At 42.8% G+C, this 15156-nt stretch carries 17 protein-coding genes and 1 riboswitch; of the genes, 4 read left to right on the top strand and 13 right to left on the bottom strand.

The features are described from left to right. Nucleotides 1-57: 57 nt before the first annotated feature. On the bottom strand, nucleotides 58-567 hold the full coding sequence (locus FJR71_RS03305; protein WP_140814092.1) for a QueT transporter family protein: 510 nt from the start codon (nucleotides 565-567) through the stop codon (nucleotides 58-60). After that, a riboswitch (PreQ1 riboswitch) is annotated at nucleotides 565-700 on the bottom strand. It overlaps the preceding gene by 3 nt. 28 nt (nucleotides 701-728) lie before the next feature. Here FJR71_RS03305 and FJR71_RS03310 point away from each other — a divergent pair. After that, entirely contained in the window at nucleotides 729-1166 is a 438-nt protein-coding gene (locus tag FJR71_RS03310) for a GtrA family protein (protein WP_048688108.1), read from the top strand. 55 nt (nucleotides 1167-1221) lie between these two features. Here the strand turns inward: FJR71_RS03310 and FJR71_RS03315 are convergent, their stop codons facing one another. From FJR71_RS03315 to FJR71_RS03375, 12 genes are all read right to left on the bottom strand, one after another. After that, nucleotides 1222-1929, bottom strand: a complete 708-nt coding sequence (locus tag FJR71_RS03315) for a B3/B4 domain-containing protein (RefSeq protein ID WP_125336046.1) — start codon at nucleotides 1927-1929, stop codon at nucleotides 1222-1224. Further along, on the bottom strand, nucleotides 1926-2390 hold the full coding sequence (locus FJR71_RS03320) for a MarR family winged helix-turn-helix transcriptional regulator (protein WP_048688103.1): 465 nt from the start codon (nucleotides 2388-2390) through the stop codon (nucleotides 1926-1928). The genes FJR71_RS03315 and FJR71_RS03320 overlap by 4 nt, the downstream gene beginning before the upstream one ends. Nucleotides 2391-2506: 116 nt before the next feature. Further along, nucleotides 2507-3475 (bottom strand): YihY/virulence factor BrkB family protein, encoded by a 969-nt coding sequence (locus FJR71_RS03325; RefSeq protein WP_048789125.1) that lies wholly within the window; start codon nucleotides 3473-3475, stop codon nucleotides 2507-2509. Between the two features lie 88 nt (nucleotides 3476-3563). Continuing rightward, nucleotides 3564-4424, bottom strand: a complete 861-nt coding sequence (locus FJR71_RS03330) for a methionyl aminopeptidase (protein ID WP_048789126.1) — start codon at nucleotides 4422-4424, stop codon at nucleotides 3564-3566. A gap of 18 nt (nucleotides 4425-4442) precedes the next feature. Then, nucleotides 4443-5720 (bottom strand): CBS-HotDog domain-containing transcription factor SpxR, encoded by a 1278-nt coding sequence (spxR, locus tag FJR71_RS03335; protein ID WP_006596063.1) that lies wholly within the window; start codon nucleotides 5718-5720, stop codon nucleotides 4443-4445. Further along, the gene (locus FJR71_RS03340; RefSeq protein ID WP_140814093.1) at nucleotides 5713-6264 is read right to left on the bottom strand and encodes a GNAT family N-acetyltransferase; all 552 of its coding nucleotides are present in this window, start codon (nucleotides 6262-6264) and stop codon (nucleotides 5713-5715) included. The genes spxR and FJR71_RS03340 overlap by 8 nt, the downstream gene beginning before the upstream one ends. Nucleotides 6265-6276: 12 nt before the next feature. After that, nucleotides 6277-7539 (bottom strand): UDP-N-acetylglucosamine 1-carboxyvinyltransferase, encoded by a 1263-nt coding sequence (locus tag FJR71_RS03345; protein ID WP_048688087.1) that lies wholly within the window; start codon nucleotides 7537-7539, stop codon nucleotides 6277-6279. A gap of 237 nt (nucleotides 7540-7776) precedes the next feature. After that, nucleotides 7777-7983 carry a copper chaperone CopZ gene (gene copZ, locus FJR71_RS03350; RefSeq protein WP_048688240.1) on the bottom strand — a complete coding sequence of 69 codons (207 nt, stop codon included), beginning with the start codon at nucleotides 7981-7983 and terminating at the stop codon, nucleotides 7777-7779. A gap of 48 nt (nucleotides 7984-8031) precedes the next feature. Beyond that, on the bottom strand, nucleotides 8032-10260 hold the full coding sequence (locus FJR71_RS03355; protein WP_140814094.1) for a heavy metal translocating P-type ATPase: 2229 nt from the start codon (nucleotides 10258-10260) through the stop codon (nucleotides 8032-8034). Continuing rightward, nucleotides 10257-10691 (bottom strand): CopY/TcrY family copper transport repressor, encoded by a 435-nt coding sequence (locus FJR71_RS03360; RefSeq protein WP_140814095.1) that lies wholly within the window; start codon nucleotides 10689-10691, stop codon nucleotides 10257-10259. Before FJR71_RS03360 ends, FJR71_RS03355 begins: the two co-directional genes overlap by 4 nt. 305 nt (nucleotides 10692-10996) lie before the next feature. Next, entirely contained in the window at nucleotides 10997-12187 is a 1191-nt protein-coding gene (gene metK / locus FJR71_RS03370) for a methionine adenosyltransferase (protein ID WP_140814096.1), read from the bottom strand. 195 nt (nucleotides 12188-12382) lie between these two features. After that, nucleotides 12383-12841 (bottom strand): hypothetical protein, encoded by a 459-nt coding sequence (locus tag FJR71_RS03375; RefSeq protein ID WP_140814097.1) that lies wholly within the window; start codon nucleotides 12839-12841, stop codon nucleotides 12383-12385. Between the two features lie 233 nt (nucleotides 12842-13074). Here FJR71_RS03375 and FJR71_RS03380 point away from each other — a divergent pair, with 233 nt between their 5' ends. Genes FJR71_RS03380 through FJR71_RS03390 form a run of 3 tightly spaced genes read left to right on the top strand, consistent with a single transcriptional unit; the run spans nucleotide 13075 to nucleotide 15152 of the window. Beyond that, nucleotides 13075-13755, top strand: a complete 681-nt coding sequence (locus tag FJR71_RS03380) for an amino acid ABC transporter permease (RefSeq protein ID WP_048716920.1) — start codon at nucleotides 13075-13077, stop codon at nucleotides 13753-13755. After that, entirely contained in the window at nucleotides 13715-14392 is a 678-nt protein-coding gene (locus tag FJR71_RS03385; protein ID WP_140814098.1) for an amino acid ABC transporter permease, read from the top strand. Before FJR71_RS03380 ends, FJR71_RS03385 begins: the two co-directional genes overlap by 41 nt. A gap of 1 nt (nucleotide 14393) precedes the next feature. Then, nucleotides 14394-15152 carry an amino acid ABC transporter ATP-binding protein gene (locus FJR71_RS03390; RefSeq protein ID WP_048688064.1) on the top strand — a complete coding sequence of 253 codons (759 nt, stop codon included), beginning with the start codon at nucleotides 14394-14396 and terminating at the stop codon, nucleotides 15150-15152. The last annotated feature ends 4 nt before the right edge of the window (nucleotides 15153-15156 follow it).

The raw sequence follows: 15156 nt of genomic DNA on the forward strand, positions 1-15156 counted from the left end.
GCCGAAATCCTACTTCAATGAACAAAAAAGCCTGAAGCAAGGCTTCAGACTCTTAATTTATTGAGTCAAATCAATTCGTTGGGCAATCTTTTTGATCAAAATAGCCCCGACAATCAGGGAAGCAAATTCACCCAAACCAGTTGTCAACCAATTCAAGAAGAATGGTGTTTTGTTTAAGATATGCAATTCTAAGGCAATCGTGAACATAGAGAGGGCAAAGAAAATTGAAAATAAGAAATGATCCTTGCGAATCCATCCATTAAAGAGCTCTTCCTTTTCAAATCGTTTAAATAGGTAAACCCCAAGTGTTACGAAGACCAAGGTAGATCCACCACCAACGATCAAATCGATAATTCCATAACTCATGAAGTTAGAAATCATACACCCAATGGTAACAGACCAAATGTATTTTCGGTTGTAGAAAGCCATGAAGTTGAGCATTTCAGAAACACGGAATTGGATCTCGTTGCTTCCGATGGCATTCAACGGGGGCGTAATGGTCAAGGCCACATAGAGAGCTGCAACTAGGGCAATCTGTGCCAAGTCACGAACAGTATAGTTTTTCATCGTTTTCTCCTTTAGCGGTTTTTCCGCGTATAATATGCTTGGTGAAAGAAGCTAAGCACCAAGGGTTGATCTTTGCCGATGACCCAAACTAATAGATTTCAAAGCAGCAAATCAACTTTATAAGTATAGCATAAATAAGGAAATTATGATAGACTAATTGTATGAAAAAACTACTTAATCGAATCTTTGATAATGAAATCTTAGCCTACCTGATTTTTGGTGTTGCTACAACGATTGTTTCTGTTGCTACTCGGCTGATTGTTTTCCAACTGACAGACCAGGAACAATTAGCTACCTTGATTGGAAATATTGCAGGAATTCTTTTTGCCTTTGCTACCAATGATACGATTGTCTTTAAACAAGAAAGAAAAGGCTGGTTGAAACGGTTGATTGTTTTCTCTTTTGCTAGAATGGGAACTCTGGTGCTGGACCTCTTGATGACCACCATCTTTGTAACCCAGTATCCGCAAATCATTGGTCAGTTCGTCAATATGAATCGGACGGCAATTAATACCATCGAAACCTTTGCCGCCCAATTTATGATTGTCATTTTGAACTATGTCTTTAGCAAACTGTTTGTCTTCCGAAATAAGAAATAAGCTCCAAATAACCAAGAAAAACCGTCAGAACCTTTATGGTCTCTGACGGTATTTTTTATACTTCCAGACTAGCTTCTTGGGCACTCAAATAAGAGATTTTTCCTTCCACACCAAAATAGTCCTTGACCAAGCCTTTTAATTCGTCCATCGCTTCTTTGGCCCGTTCTGCTTGTTCTTCAGTCACTGCCTCCATCACAAGAATAGCCTGTCGCGTTTCTTCTGTCAGCATGGTTCTTTGGGCTTCCCGCCAGTTTAAACAACGACAAACAGCACCTTCTTGATCATAATAAATGATCTCTTCCGGCAAAGCCGGAGCGTCTTCCTCAGCTCCTAGCGGGAAGAATGGCTCTCCCCCCTTAGCTTTTCCTAAGGATAAGCCTCCAGCTAACTTTTCCATATCCTCACCACCACAGGGGATAGCATAGGCTAGCGAAACACTATTGTAGAGATCAACCAAAGGATTAATGGGATAAAACTCCCGTCCTTGCGACACACGTTTCAATAAGGCTTCGATTGACGAACGTGCACCTTTTTTGGTCTTAAATTTGGTAAAAGCCTGTCGCCATTCCTGAACGACTGGACTAGCAGTGAACTGATCTTCATCAATATATTCTTTTGATCGTGCGACTCCCTTGTCGAGCAGATCCTTAAAATAAGGATCCTTGCTCTCGTCAACATGATTGTCGATACCTTCTACTGTCATCACCACTACTTTTGCTTGGGGAAACAAATCCCAAAATGCTTGATCTACTGTAAATTTCATTTCTTTACCTCACTATAGTTTCTTTTTTGACCTTTTTTCACTTGCTCCCAATCCGCTGCTACGTTTTCTCTCATTTTAGCAAGCCATTCTTCTAATTGAAGGATTTCTGCCTTTGAAAAACCTTTTAAGGCAGTGTTCTCAGAATAAGCATGCTCAGCAAGGATAAAAGGATAAAGTGCTTGACCCTTTTCCGTCAGGATCCATTTTTTTATCTTTTGATTGGAAGGATCATTTAATTCTCGGATAAATCCTTTATCAGCTAATTTTTTAACAGAGCGGGCTACTGTTGAGCGGTCCACTTTTAATAAATCGGATAACTCCTCTTGAATAATTCCTGGTTGCTCCCCAATCCGTACTAAATATAGGTATTGGCCTCTTGCCAGTTCCAAGTCTCGGAACTCAATATTGGCAATCGAATCTAAGGCTCGGGCTATGATGCCAATCTCTCTTAGAACCTTCATCTGCTCCTCCTTTCCTTTATAAGGAGTCTATCACATTTTTGTTGCAAATGCAACTAAATGCACATAAAACAAAAAGCCGGCTGAAAACCGGCTTGTTCCTATTTTATTCTTTAACATCACTCCTGATTTTTTCTCAAGTTTTTAAGATGGAAACGACGCTTGAATGACGCCTCTTTTTGGTGAAAAGCTACTTTAGATGACTTGTACTTGGCTACCACATCCCCGTCTTTTGTTTCAAATCTCGCTTCAATGGCATATTGAATACTAGCATTTAAGATACAGCCAATAATCAATACTTTAGCTACCAGGATAAACCAGAACATAATGACCGCTAAAAGGACTGACCCGAAGAAACGAGCATCTAGGAAACTCGTAATGTAGTGATCAACATATTTCCAGAAAATATTCAAGGTCAAATAAAGGACTGCTGTCACAAAGATGGCTCCTGGAAAGACATAGCGAAACTTAGGAATTTTGATATTGGGTAGGGTGTAATAGAGCAAGAGCAAGGTTAAAAAGAGCAGAAAGTAAACCGAAGGTCCTGAAATATTTAAGAGGCGAAGGTAGATACTTTCATCAAACTTGAAAATTTCATAGACGGAACGAATAATCATCCGGCCAAACATAGTAAGAACCAAAGATAGACCGAACAGACCTTGCAGAGCAAAACTAATCAAAATACTGAAGATTCTCGCCCAGATAATCCCCCTCTCCTTCTCCACTCCATAACTTTTATTGAAGGCTCTCTGCAGGTAAGCGATACACTGTGAGGAGACCCATAAAGCCGAAATGATGGAGAAACTAAGCAAACCAGTAGACGGCTTGGTAAGCACCGATGAAATAACTTGCAAGACAATGCGGTACATGGAGGCAGGTAATACTTCACGCAAGGTTAGCAAAATCTGAGTCGGACGAATCTGGAAGTAAGGAAGGATATTGGCTGCAATCAACAATAAAGGGAGAATGGAAATCAATAAATAATAGGCCACTGCTATACTTGTGATATCCGATTCAGAGGCCATATAAAAGCGCAAGAACCCCTTAATAAACGGTCGTTGGCCTAGCCATTTTAGAAACTTTTTCATATCTATCCTCCCCTAAACAAAGTCATAAAAAGAGAAAAGAGCGAAACCGTTATTTATCTTCAGCTCCATTCTTTCCTCTCTACTTGTTTTAATAGGTTCCTTCTTCGCCTTGACTGGTCAAAATAACCGGTCCATCTTTCGTAATAACAAACTGATGTTCGTACTGACAAGAAAGTCCACCGTCAAGGGTTTTGTGGGCCCAACCTGTCTTCATATCTGTATCGATCTCCCAAGTTCCGGTATTAATCATCGGTTCAATAGTCAAGACCATCCCTTCACGTAAGCGCAAGCCACGTCCTGCACGTCCGTAGTGAGGTACCATTGGTTCTTCATGCATGGTTGGTCCTACGCCGTGACCGACCAAATCACGTACTACACCATAGCCTTTGCTTTCAGCATATTCTTGAATCGCTGCTCCAATATCACCCAGACGATTTCCGACAACCGCTTGTTCAATCCCCTTATAGAGACATTCCTTGGTGACATCCATGAGATCTTTGACCTCTTGGGAAACATTCCCAACTGCATAGGCCCAACAAGAATCAGCCAAACCACCAGAGTAGTTTTCTGTATACTTTTTCACCTGTGCAACATTATCAAAGTCTAATTTTGAGACATCAACAACAGACTTGTCTAAGGGTTCAGACAAGACCATATCCACCTTTAAGAGGTCACCGTCTTTTAAGACATAGTGACGAGGAAAGGCGTGAGCCACTTCATCATTGATCCCACAACAAGTCGCATAGGGATAGTCCATCAAGCTTCCTTCTACACCGATCTGAAGGGGCAAGACGTTGGCTTCTTTACAGCGACGTCGAACATACTCTTCGACTTCCCACAGATCGAGACCTGGTTTGATCAAATCCCGAAGGCCAATATGGATACTAGCAAGAAAGTCTCCTGCACGGTCCATGGCTTCGATTTCACGCTGTGATTTCAATGTAATCATCTATTTCCTACTTCCATTCTAATTAATTTTCAAAGTGACGGTGGCCTTCGTAACTAACTGCAGATTCAAGTACAAATCAAAATCTATAATAGCCGATCGTCTAGTCTGGCGAACAATACGCGTTTCAATCCGCAAGGTATCGTCCACTTGAACAGCTTGGAGGTAATAGACCAAGAGCTGTTCGATAATTAAATTTTTTCCAGAATTCATCATGAGCTGGCGAGTGACTGTTGTTAGAACTTCAGTGAGAACGCCATTCGAGAGAACACCACTCTTTTCTAACATACTTGGTTCAACCGTCAATTCAAAATGATTGGCTTGCAGAACTACTTTTTGACTGATTTGTTCACTAAAGGTTGGCAAGCCCGACAATTGCTCCTTGCTCATCCGGTCCATGACCGCACGACGAGTAATAACCCCTAACAAGGTTTGATTGCTGCGAATAACAGGGATCATCTCAAAATCTTCTGCAATCATGCGTTGACTGACATTGGCGATACTAGAGGATAGGTTTGTCGTAAAGACGCTACGGGACATGACCTTGTCCAGAGTTGTCTGGGGTGTCTTGTCTCCGGCATCTCGCATGGTCACCACTCCGACAACCATTTGGTGCTGATTGACGACAGGAAAACGACTAAACCGGCTTTTTCTTACCAAGTCCAAATAATCTCGTACGGTATCTGTTTCCCGTAAAAAACCATATTCATGCATAGGCGAATAGACTTGTTCGACCGTTAGAATATCTGTTTTAATTTGCATGTTGGCGAGAGCACGGTTGATCATGGTCGCCACGGTATAGGTATCATGCTTGGTACGTAGGATAGGAGTTTGACCACTGCGACCCAGTTCCAAAATAGAAGGATCGACGTCAAAACCACCCGTTACAAGAACAGCATTGTCGTGTTGGAGGGCCAGGCGCTGGATATTGGTCCGGTCTCCCACAATAAGGAGCCCACCTTCAGAGACATAGTCCAAAATATGTTCTTCTGTCATGGCCCCGATATAAAACTTGTTGAACTCTCGTTCCAGCCCTTCTTTCCCTGCCAAGACTTCCGAACCGGTTATTTCTACAATCTCTCGGAAAGTCAGATGTTCTAGGACAGCCTTTTTGGACTTGACACGAACCGTCCCACTACGAGGTCTCGTTTCAACAATTCCACGATTTTCAGCTTCTTTAATGGCCCGATAGGCGGTCCCATCACTCACCTGCAAATAATTCGAGATACTTCTCACACTGACACGTTTGCCAATTGGTAGTTTCTCCAAATAATCTAAGATCGCTTGGTGTTTACTCATTGAGATCTCCTCTATCTATGCAGAACTCGTAATAATCCCGCATCTTTCGGGTATAGCGGTCACTCCCCTTGAATTGCCGTTTCAAACTATAACCGGCATGTAAAGCCACCTGTTGACTGGCAATATTTTCAACATGGGTAATGATTCGGACTTGCTTGAGATGAAATTCCTGAAAGGACAAGAAGGTCATTTCTTTGACAACCTCTGTCATGAGGCCTTGACCCCAATAGTCCTTGTGTAAGAAATAACCAAGTTCAGCTTCTTTCTTAATTTCATCCAACTTTTCAAATTTAATCGATCCAATCACACGGTCTGTTCCCTTGTCACAAATCGCCCATATTCCTAAAGGATTCTTTAGAAAATAATTCGCCAAGACATACTGGCATTCCTCTAGGGACGTTTGTGCTGGGAAAATAAAAGGCAAATTCTCTGGATTGGAGGATATGGTATAAAAGTCAGCGGCATCACTATATAGAAAGGGCCTCAAGAAGAGGCGCTCTGTTTCAAAACATGAAAATGCTGCTAGTTGCGTCCAAATGTTCATAAAAATCGTTCGTTATGCTTCATCAATCAGCTCGATGTCAGCTCCCAATTGTTGCAATTTTTCAATAATATGCGAATAGCCGCGAAGGATAAACTCAATATTGGTAATCTCCGTTCTACCCTGAGCCATCAAACCAGCAATCACCAAGGCAGCGCCTGCACGCAGGTCTGTCGCCTTAACTGGAGCACCTGTTAATTGATTTGGTCCTTGGTAAACAATGTGATCACCAACTGTTTCAATGGTCGCTCCCATGCGCATCAGTTCAGTCACATGGTTGACCCGCTTTTGATAAATAGTATCTACGATGCTTCCCTTTCCATTAGCTGTCAAGAGCAATGGAGTCAAGGGTTGTTGCAAATCCGTTGCAAATCCTGGGTAAGGAGAGGTTTTAATGTGAACAGCTTTCAGATTATCTTGCTTTTCAACAAACACACTATCCTCAGAAATCGTCATACGAACGCCCATTTCTTCCAACTTAGCGATAAAGCTTTCTAGGTGTTCGTAGAGGACATTGTTGATTTGAATCCCTTCTCCAACAGCTGCAGCAAGGGCGATATAAGTCCCTGCTTCGATGCGATCGGGGATCACTTGGTGACGCGTCCCGTGGAGATAGTCCACTCCTTCAATGGTAATGATATCTGTACCCGCACCACGAATGTGTGCTCCCATATTATTGAGAAGGGTCACGACGTCAATGATCTCAGGTTCACGAGCAGCGTTTTCAATAACGGTACGACCTTCCGCTTTAACAGCAGCCAGAATGGTATTAATAGTTGCTCCAACGCTAACCGTATCCATATAGATAGCTGCACCACGAAGACGCTTCCCATTTGTGGAAAGGTTCATACTAGAACCATCCATGGTCATCTTAGCACCCATCGCCTCAAAGGCTTTCAAATGCAGATCAATGGGACGAGGACCTAGGTCACATCCACCTGGTAGACCGACAGTTGCCTGGCTATAACGTCCCAAAAGACTTCCGTAGAAATAGTAAGAAGCGCGAAGACTATTGATCTTACCAAATGGCATTGGCATATCTTGTACACCACGTGGATCGATAATAAGAGTCTCCCCATCTCGCTCCACCTTTGCCCCCATGAGGGTCATAATGTCAATCAAGCTAGCCACATCTGAAATATCTGGAACACCATCAAGGGTCACAATTTCGTCTGCTAAAATAGTCGCTGGAATAAGGGCCACCACGCTATTTTTTGCACCACTAATGGTCACCTCACCTTTTAAAGGGCGACCACCATTAATTATAATTTTTTTCATGTAAATTTGTATAAGCTCTTTCAATCATTCGGTAAAAAATTACCGCATCTATTATATCATAAAAACGCTTCATTTTCCACTACTTCTTATCTTTTGATCGGTCAATCCAATCCTTAGAAAACCTCAACTATATGTTTTACTATTTTTTTATATTTTTGCTTGCAAGACTAATTTATTTATGTGTTCTATTGTTGTTTTTTAAAAAAGGCAGCCCTTTTCGGACCGCCTTTCCTGAGTTTATTTCACTTCATTTCCTAGTTCGTATTTACTGCCTTTTAGAGCTCGGCTCAAGGACCATTTCCAAGATTTCCCCTCAATGGTTACTTGATTTTTTTCTATATCGACTCTTACTTCTTCCACACCTTTTACTGCGGATAATTTTTCAGTGACAGCATTGGCACAACCTTGGCATTTCATTCCACTAATTTCGTATGTTTTTGACATAATTATTTTCCCTTCTTTTACTCGAGGAGGCAATTTTTCTCCTAGTTCTTACAATTTTTTTCTCTTTAATCTTAGAGCATTCAGTACAACCGATACTGAACTAAAACTCATGGCTAGACCTGCTAACATCGGGTTTAAGAGCGGGCCACCAAAGAGATAGAGAAGGCCCATCGCCACCGGAATGGCTAAAACATTGTAGATAAAGGCCCAGAACAAGTTTTCCTTGATGGTCTTAATCGTGTAACGACTAATTTCCAAAGCCCGGACGACATCCATCAATTGCGGTTTCATGACGACGATATCGGCACTTTCCATGGCGATATCTGTCCCAGATCCCATGGCAATCCCGATATCCGCAGTTGCAAGAGCTGGTGCATCGTTGATTCCATCTCCCACCATGATCACAGACTTGCCTTCTGCTTGCAAATCTTGGATCACCCGTGATTTTTCTTGAGGAAGCACTTGACTGATGATCTGCTGGATTCCAGCCTTCTTGGCAATCGCTCGAGCAGTCCGTTCATTATCCCCAGTCAGCATGATGACCTCCTTGCCCATTTTTTCTAGGCTAGCAACCATTTCTAAACTATCTTCCTTAATCCGGTCTGCTACCCCAAATAGGGCCAAGAGTTGTCCATCTTCAGCTAAGAAAATCGGGGTTTGTCCATCCTGAGTTAAGTCCTCCAAGTCAGCCTTGGCAAGATGAATATCGATTCCTTCCTCATCCATGAGCGTTTGATTCCCAGCCAGATAAACCTTCCCAGCATAGCTAGCAGTGAGGCCCCTTCCTGTTAGACTAGAGAAGTTTTTCATCTCTAATAAGTCTATATGCTCTTCTTTCGCAGCATCCAAAATAGCTTGTCCCAATGGATGCTCGGACTTGGCTTCCAGAGAAGCTAGGAGTTGTAAGGCATGGTTCTTCTGACCATAGGTATAAGAAGAAGACAGCTGAGGTTTACCTTGAGTGATGGTCCCCGTTTTATCGAAGACCAAGACTTGCGCTTGGTGAGCTAACTCAAGGACATCCCCTCTCTTATAGAGGATCCCATGCTCTGCCCCTAATCCTGTCCCCACCATGATGGCTGTCGGAGTCGCCAAGCCTAGAGCACATGGACAGGCAATGACCAAGACACTAATTGTTACCGTCATAGCAAAGGTGAAGGTCTCACCCATGATGAAGTACCAAAAGAGACCTGATAAGAGGGCAATCCCCATGACTACTGGGACAAAGACCCCTGCCACTTGATCCGCAATCTTGGCAATCGGTGCTTTGGTTTGTTGGGCATCTTCCACCAGCTGAATGATCTGTGCTAGTAAGGTATCCCGACCAACTTTCTCAGCCTCATAGACCAAGCTTCCTTGACCATTGATGGAGCCAGCATAAACTGGACTTCCTTCAGTTTTTTGGATTGGGATCGATTCACCCGTTAGCATGCTTTCATCAATAGCTGATTGTCCGGAAACCACTTGACCATCAACGGCTATTTTTTCACCTGGTTTGACCAGAATGTGATCTCCAATGACCAAGTCTTCTACAGGCAATTTCACTTCTTTTCCATCCCGTAAGACCGTCGCCTCCTTGGCAGCCAGGTGCATGAGTTTTTTAATGGCTTGAGAAGTACGTCCTTTTGACAGAGTTTCAAAATATTTACCTAGCGTAATTAGGGTCAAAATCACGGCTACAGACTCAAAGTAAAGCTGGTGAACATGATGATGGTGACCAAGCAAGATATGATAAGTTCCATAGAGACTATAAAGAAAGGCAGCGCTGGTAGCCAAAGCCACTAAGGCATCCATATTGGGATAACCTTTTAGAAGAGTTCGGAAGCCATTTTGATAAAAAGCTCGTCCGAAGACCATCACGGGGATGGTTAAGGCCAAAAGAACAAGGGTGTAAGCTACAGGTGCTCGATCAGGTGACACAAAAGCAGGTGCTGGCAGACCAATCATGGGACCCATTGCTAGATAAAAGAGTGGCAGGGTGAAGATGGAAGACCAAAGGAGCCGGTTTCGGATCAATTGTAGCTTGTCTCCTTCCCGTTCCTCTTGGCTCTTGGCTGTATCTGGATTGTAAGGCACTGCCTCATAACCGGCGTCTGCTACCGCTTTTGAAATAGCCTCTGGACTCAGTGGCTCCCCTTGATATTCTACCGTCATTTTTTCAGTGGTCAGATTGACTGTCGCTTTTTCAACACCGTCCAGATGGTTAACAGCCTTCTCCACATTGATCACACAGGATGCACAGGTCATCCCATTGACGACAAAAGTTTCTTCTTTCATTGATTTTCCTCCACGTGACTGACACAGTGACATTGGCCTGGTTGGCAATCACATTGAACCTGCCCCACGCTCTCCTTAGAGGCGAGGATCTCTTGCAAGTCCTTGATCTGTTCTTTCGTCATTGGTGTTTGCTGGATCAGTTTTCCCAATAAATGATGATGCTTGGTCAAGCAGATCTTGCTTAAAACTTCATAGACAGCTGATAAATTGGCCTCTTCTTCATTGAGGACAGCCTGATACAAATAGGTCCGACCTTCTCTTCGGCTCGTCAGATAGCCTTTATCAGCTAAGCGCCCCAAGAGGGTTTTTACCGTTGATGCGGACCAGTCCTGCTTGGTGAAAAGAATCTTAGTTATTTCTGTAGAAGTCGTTTCTCCCTTGGTCCAAAGGACTCTCATGACTTCCCATTCAGCACTTGAAATCTTAGCCATTCTTTTACCTTTCTAGCTCTCATCAAGAACAATTGATTTACATTTGTAGTTTTATTATACACCTTCCATTTTGCTTGTCAATCATTTTGTTTACATTTGTAGATTAATTTCATAAAAAGATAGTGGGACAGAAATCGGTAATTCGTTAGAATTCGATTTCGCCGTCCCACCTCCGCACAGTTGAGTAGGGCCGTTAAAGCTGATGAAATCAGCGTAGTAGAGCCCACTCAACCACTGCGTCTTGCTCGACAATCCAAAGATAATTGAGAGGCTAGGACTTTTGTCCCAGCCTCCTTTCTATCTCATTAGTTAACTGCTTCTTTCAAGGCTTCTACCTTGTCCAAACGTTCCCATGGTAGATCGATATCAGTACGTCCCATATGTCCATAAGCCGCTGTTTGACGGTAGATTGGACGTTTGAGATCCAACATTTGAATAATCCCTGCAGGACGAAGGTCAAAGATTTGACGCGCTGCTGCTTCTAATTTGGTTTCAGCAACTGTTCCTGTACCGAAAGTATCGATACGAACAGATACAGGGTGAGCCACCCCAATCGCATAAGCCAATTGCACTTCTGCTTTCTTAGCAAGACCTGCAGCAACAATGTTTTTAGCGATATAGCGAGCTGCATAAGAAGCGGAACGGTCAACCTTAGTCGCATCCTTACCAGAGAAGGCACCACCACCGTGACGTGAGTAACCACCATAGGTATCTACGATAATCTTACGACCAGTCAAACCAGAGTCACCTTGAGGTCCACCGATAACGAAACGACCGGTTGGATTGATGAAGAATTTTGTCTCATCATCAAGATAAGAAGCTGGAATCACTTCCTTGATGACCTTGTTGATCACATCTTGGTGAATTTGTTCATTGCTCACTTCTGAATCGTGTTGTGTTGAAATAACGACTGTATCCACGCGCACTGGCTGGTCATTTTCATCATACTCAACCGTAACTTGCGATTTGGCATCTGGTCGAAGGTAGCTAATTTCACCCGACTTACGTAGCTCTGCCAAACGACGAACCAACTTGTGGCTGAGTGAAATTGGTAATGGCATGAGTTCTTCTGTTTCATCCACTGCAAAACCAAACATGAGACCTTGGTCTCCTGCTCCGATCAAATCAAGTGGATCTTGATCTGCATTCCCACGAACTTCCAAGGCTTCATTAACCCCTTGGGCAATATCAGGAGATTGTTCCACCAAAGATGGGTGTACTCCTACCGTCTCAGCAGAGAATCCATATTCTGTATTGGTGTACCCAATCTCTGCAATCGTATCACGAACCACACGGTTAATATCCACATAAGCAGTCGTTGAAATCTCACCGAAGACATGCACTGAACCAGTATAAACAGCTGTTTCAGCAGCAACGTGTGCTTCTGGATCTTGCTCTAAAATAGCATCTAAAATAGCATCTGAAATTTGGTCTGCAATCTTATCTGGATGCCCCTCAGATACCGATTCAGACGTGAATAATTTACGTTCTGACATAAAAATGTCCCCCCTTAAAAAATAATCGTTATAGAGTTACAAAGAACTGGTAGATGCTTTCTACCACCTTATCGGGACCATATAACTAAACTATTATATCACGATTTTGCACCAATATTCCTATTTTTATAAAAAGAAAAAGATATAGTTTGAAACTATATCTCTTGTAGTTAAACCGCTATCCATCCCTAGTCCTTACAGTAGCAAGGTCCCTATTAAGACAAGGATAGTGGAAATGATAGATGGAATTCGAAATAGAAACCAATCCGGATCACCAGCTAAAAACATAGAGATGAAAAAGAAAGCTACAGAGACAAATAGAATCTCCTTACTGGCGAATATCCTTCCAATGCCAAGCAGGACTGTGGCAATAATATAAGAAATCAGATGTAATCCCAAAAAGAATAGGAAGGCAATTGCCCATCCTCCTACCATCAGAGCACTGCCTATAAACAGTCCAAGATAGCCGATGTTTAGGAGAAATACAAAAGTTAGAAGCCCTGTATTAGGAGCAGGTTTTTCTACACCTGGTGCCATCATAGGTGGCTGAACTGGTTTTTCTGGACCTTGTTCCATCGTTGGTGACTGAACAACCCCCTCAGGTATATTATTATGCTCTTGGTTTGATTGATACTTTGGATCTTGATCTGTCATCTTTATCCATCCTCTTTTACAAGCTTAAGTTATTTGGCGTTTCTTACTCCTATTATACCGCATTTGATGATTCATTTCATCGGCTATGATGAGTGATAAATTTTATCTATCAGCTTGATAAATTATCCATATTATTCAAATGATTTTTTTCGTGTTACAATGACTGTATTATTTTCTAATCAGTAAGGTAGCATTTCTTTTTTCCTTGCTCATTAGAGAGGAGGAAATCATTTTTGGATTGGTCAATTGTTGAACAATATTTTCCACTCTACCAGCAGGCCTTTTTCTTGACCTTTCACATTGCTGTATGGGGGATTTTAGGTTCATTTCTTTTAGGACTGATTGTCAGTATCATCCGACATTATCGTCTACCGATTTTAAGTCAACTAGCTGGTTGTTACATCGAACTTTCTCGAAATACACCGCTCTTGATTCAGCTCTTCTTCCTCTACTTTGGCTTACCAAGGATAGGTATCGTCCTTTCTTCAGAAGTCTGTGCAACCATTGGTCTCATCTTTTTAGGGGGTTCCTATATGGCTGAGTCCTTCCGAAGCGGTCTAGAAGCTGTCAGTCAAACTCAGCATGAAATCGGTCTCTCCATTGGGCTAACACCTAGACAGGTCTTTCGCTATGTGATCCTACCACAAGCGACCGCAGTGGCTCTGCCTTCCTTTAGCGCCAATGTCATTTTCCTGATTAAAGAGACCTCTGTATTCTCTGTTGTCGCTTTAGCTGACCTCATGTATGTCGCAAAAGATTTGATCGGACTCTATTACGAGACAGATATCGCCCTGACCATGTTGGTCATTGCCTATCTGCTTCTCTTACTACCGATTTCACTTCTCTTTAGTTGGATAGAAAGGAGATTACGCCATGCAGGATTCGGGAATCCAAGTACTCTTTCAGGGAAATAATCTCCTTCGGATACTCCAAGGCTTGGGCGTGACCATTGGGATTTCCATTATCTCTGTCTTCCTATCCATGATCCTTGGAACCCTACTTGGAATCGTCATGACTTCTCATTCAAAAGTCATTCGTCTGCTCACTCGCTTTTATCTGGAATTCATTCGGATCATGCCCCAGTTGGTCTTGCTCTTTATCGTATATTTCGGTTTGGCCCGCAATTTCAACATAAACATTTCTGGTGAAAGTTCAGCCATTATCGTCTTTACCCTTTGGGGAACGGCTGAGATGGGGGATTTGGTTCGAGGGGCCATCACTTCTCTTCCAAAACACCAGTTTGAAAGTGGACAAGCCTTAGGATTAAGCAAGGTTCAACTATACCGCTACATTATCATCCCACAGGTTCTCAGACGATTGCTTCCACAAGCTATTAACCTGATTACCCGTATGATTAAGACAACCTCCTTAGTGGTCCTCATCGGGGTTGTAGAAGTTACCAAGGTCGGCCAACAAATCATCGATAGCAACCGCCTGACCATCCCAACCGCTTCTTTTTGGATTTATGGAACCATTTTAGTCTTGTACTTTATCATCTGCTTCCCTATTTCCAAATTAGCAGGACAGTTAGAAAACCATTGGAGGAATTAATATGTCTGAAACCATTTTAGAAATCAAAGACCTAAAAAAATCCTTTGGAGACACTCCTATCCTCCAAGGCCTTTCGCTCAAGGTTCAAAAAGGGGAGGTCGTGGTGGTCTTGGGGCCTTCTGGTTGTGGTAAGAGTACCCTCCTTCGTTGTATCAATGGCTTAGAAACTATCCAAGCTGGCGATATCCTATTGGATGGTCAATCCATAACCAAAAACCAAAAAGACTTCCATCTGGTCCGCCAAAAGATTGGGATGGTCTTCCAAAGTTATGAACTCTTCCCCCATTTAGACGTCCTCCAAAACTTGATTCTTGGTCCTACAAAAGCTCAAGGACGAGCTAAAGAGGAAGTCATCAAGGAAGCAGAAGAGTTACTGGAACGGGTCGGTCTCTTGGAGAAGAAACATAGCTACGCAAGGCAATTGTCTGGTGGACAGAAGCAACGGGTAGCCATCGTCCGCTCCCTCCTCATGCATCCAGAAATTATCCTCTTCGATGAAGTGACAGCCTCTCTAGACCCTGAGATGGTCCGGGAAGTCCTAGAACTCATCAACGACCTGGCCCAAGAAGGACGGACCATGATTCTGGTGACCCACGAGTTACAGTTCGCACAAGCCATTGCCGATCGGATCATTTTCTTGGATCAGGGCAAAATTGCCGAAGAAGGAAGTGCTCACTCCTTCTTTACCAACCCACAAACCCAACGAGCACAAGAATTTTTAAATGTATTTGACTTTAGCCAATTTGGCTCATATCTATAAAGGA

The sequence above is a fragment of the Streptococcus xiaochunlingii genome (assembly GCF_006385805.1).
In the GTDB taxonomy this organism is placed as follows: Bacteria; Bacillota; Bacilli; order Lactobacillales; family Streptococcaceae; genus Streptococcus; species Streptococcus xiaochunlingii.

Excerpts from the sequence above, each read along its gene's own strand:
- FJR71_RS03305 (WP_140814092.1), bottom strand. The coding sequence starts at position 567 with ATGAAAAACTATACTGTTCGTGACTTGGCACAGATTGCCCTAGTTGCA.
- FJR71_RS03310 (WP_048688108.1), top strand. The coding sequence starts at position 729 with ATGAAAAAACTACTTAATCGAATCTTTGATAATGAAATCTTAGCCTAC.
- FJR71_RS03315 (WP_125336046.1), bottom strand. The coding sequence starts at position 1,929 with ATGAAATTTACAGTAGATCAAGCATTTTGGGATTTGTTTCCCCAAGCA.
- FJR71_RS03320 (WP_048688103.1), bottom strand. The coding sequence starts at position 2,390 with ATGAAGGTTCTAAGAGAGATTGGCATCATAGCCCGAGCCTTAGATTCG.
- FJR71_RS03325 (WP_048789125.1), bottom strand. The coding sequence starts at position 3,475 with ATGAAAAAGTTTCTAAAATGGCTAGGCCAACGACCGTTTATTAAGGGG.
- FJR71_RS03330 (WP_048789126.1), bottom strand. The coding sequence starts at position 4,424 with ATGATTACATTGAAATCACAGCGTGAAATCGAAGCCATGGACCGTGCA.
- spxR (WP_006596063.1), bottom strand. The coding sequence starts at position 5,720 with ATGAGTAAACACCAAGCGATCTTAGATTATTTGGAGAAACTACCAATT.
- FJR71_RS03340 (WP_140814093.1), bottom strand. The coding sequence starts at position 6,264 with ATGAACATTTGGACGCAACTAGCAGCATTTTCATGTTTTGAAACAGAG.
- FJR71_RS03345 (WP_048688087.1), bottom strand. The coding sequence starts at position 7,539 with ATGAAAAAAATTATAATTAATGGTGGTCGCCCTTTAAAAGGTGAGGTG.
- copZ (WP_048688240.1), bottom strand. The coding sequence starts at position 7,983 with ATGTCAAAAACATACGAAATTAGTGGAATGAAATGCCAAGGTTGTGCC.
- FJR71_RS03355 (WP_140814094.1), bottom strand. The coding sequence starts at position 10,260 with ATGAAAGAAGAAACTTTTGTCGTCAATGGGATGACCTGTGCATCCTGT.
- FJR71_RS03360 (WP_140814095.1), bottom strand. The coding sequence starts at position 10,691 with ATGGCTAAGATTTCAAGTGCTGAATGGGAAGTCATGAGAGTCCTTTGG.
- metK (WP_140814096.1), bottom strand. The coding sequence starts at position 12,187 with ATGTCAGAACGTAAATTATTCACGTCTGAATCGGTATCTGAGGGGCAT.
- FJR71_RS03375 (WP_140814097.1), bottom strand. The coding sequence starts at position 12,841 with ATGACAGATCAAGATCCAAAGTATCAATCAAACCAAGAGCATAATAAT.
- FJR71_RS03385 (WP_140814098.1), top strand. The coding sequence starts at position 13,715 with ATGCAGGATTCGGGAATCCAAGTACTCTTTCAGGGAAATAATCTCCTT.
- FJR71_RS03390 (WP_048688064.1), top strand. The coding sequence starts at position 14,394 with ATGTCTGAAACCATTTTAGAAATCAAAGACCTAAAAAAATCCTTTGGA.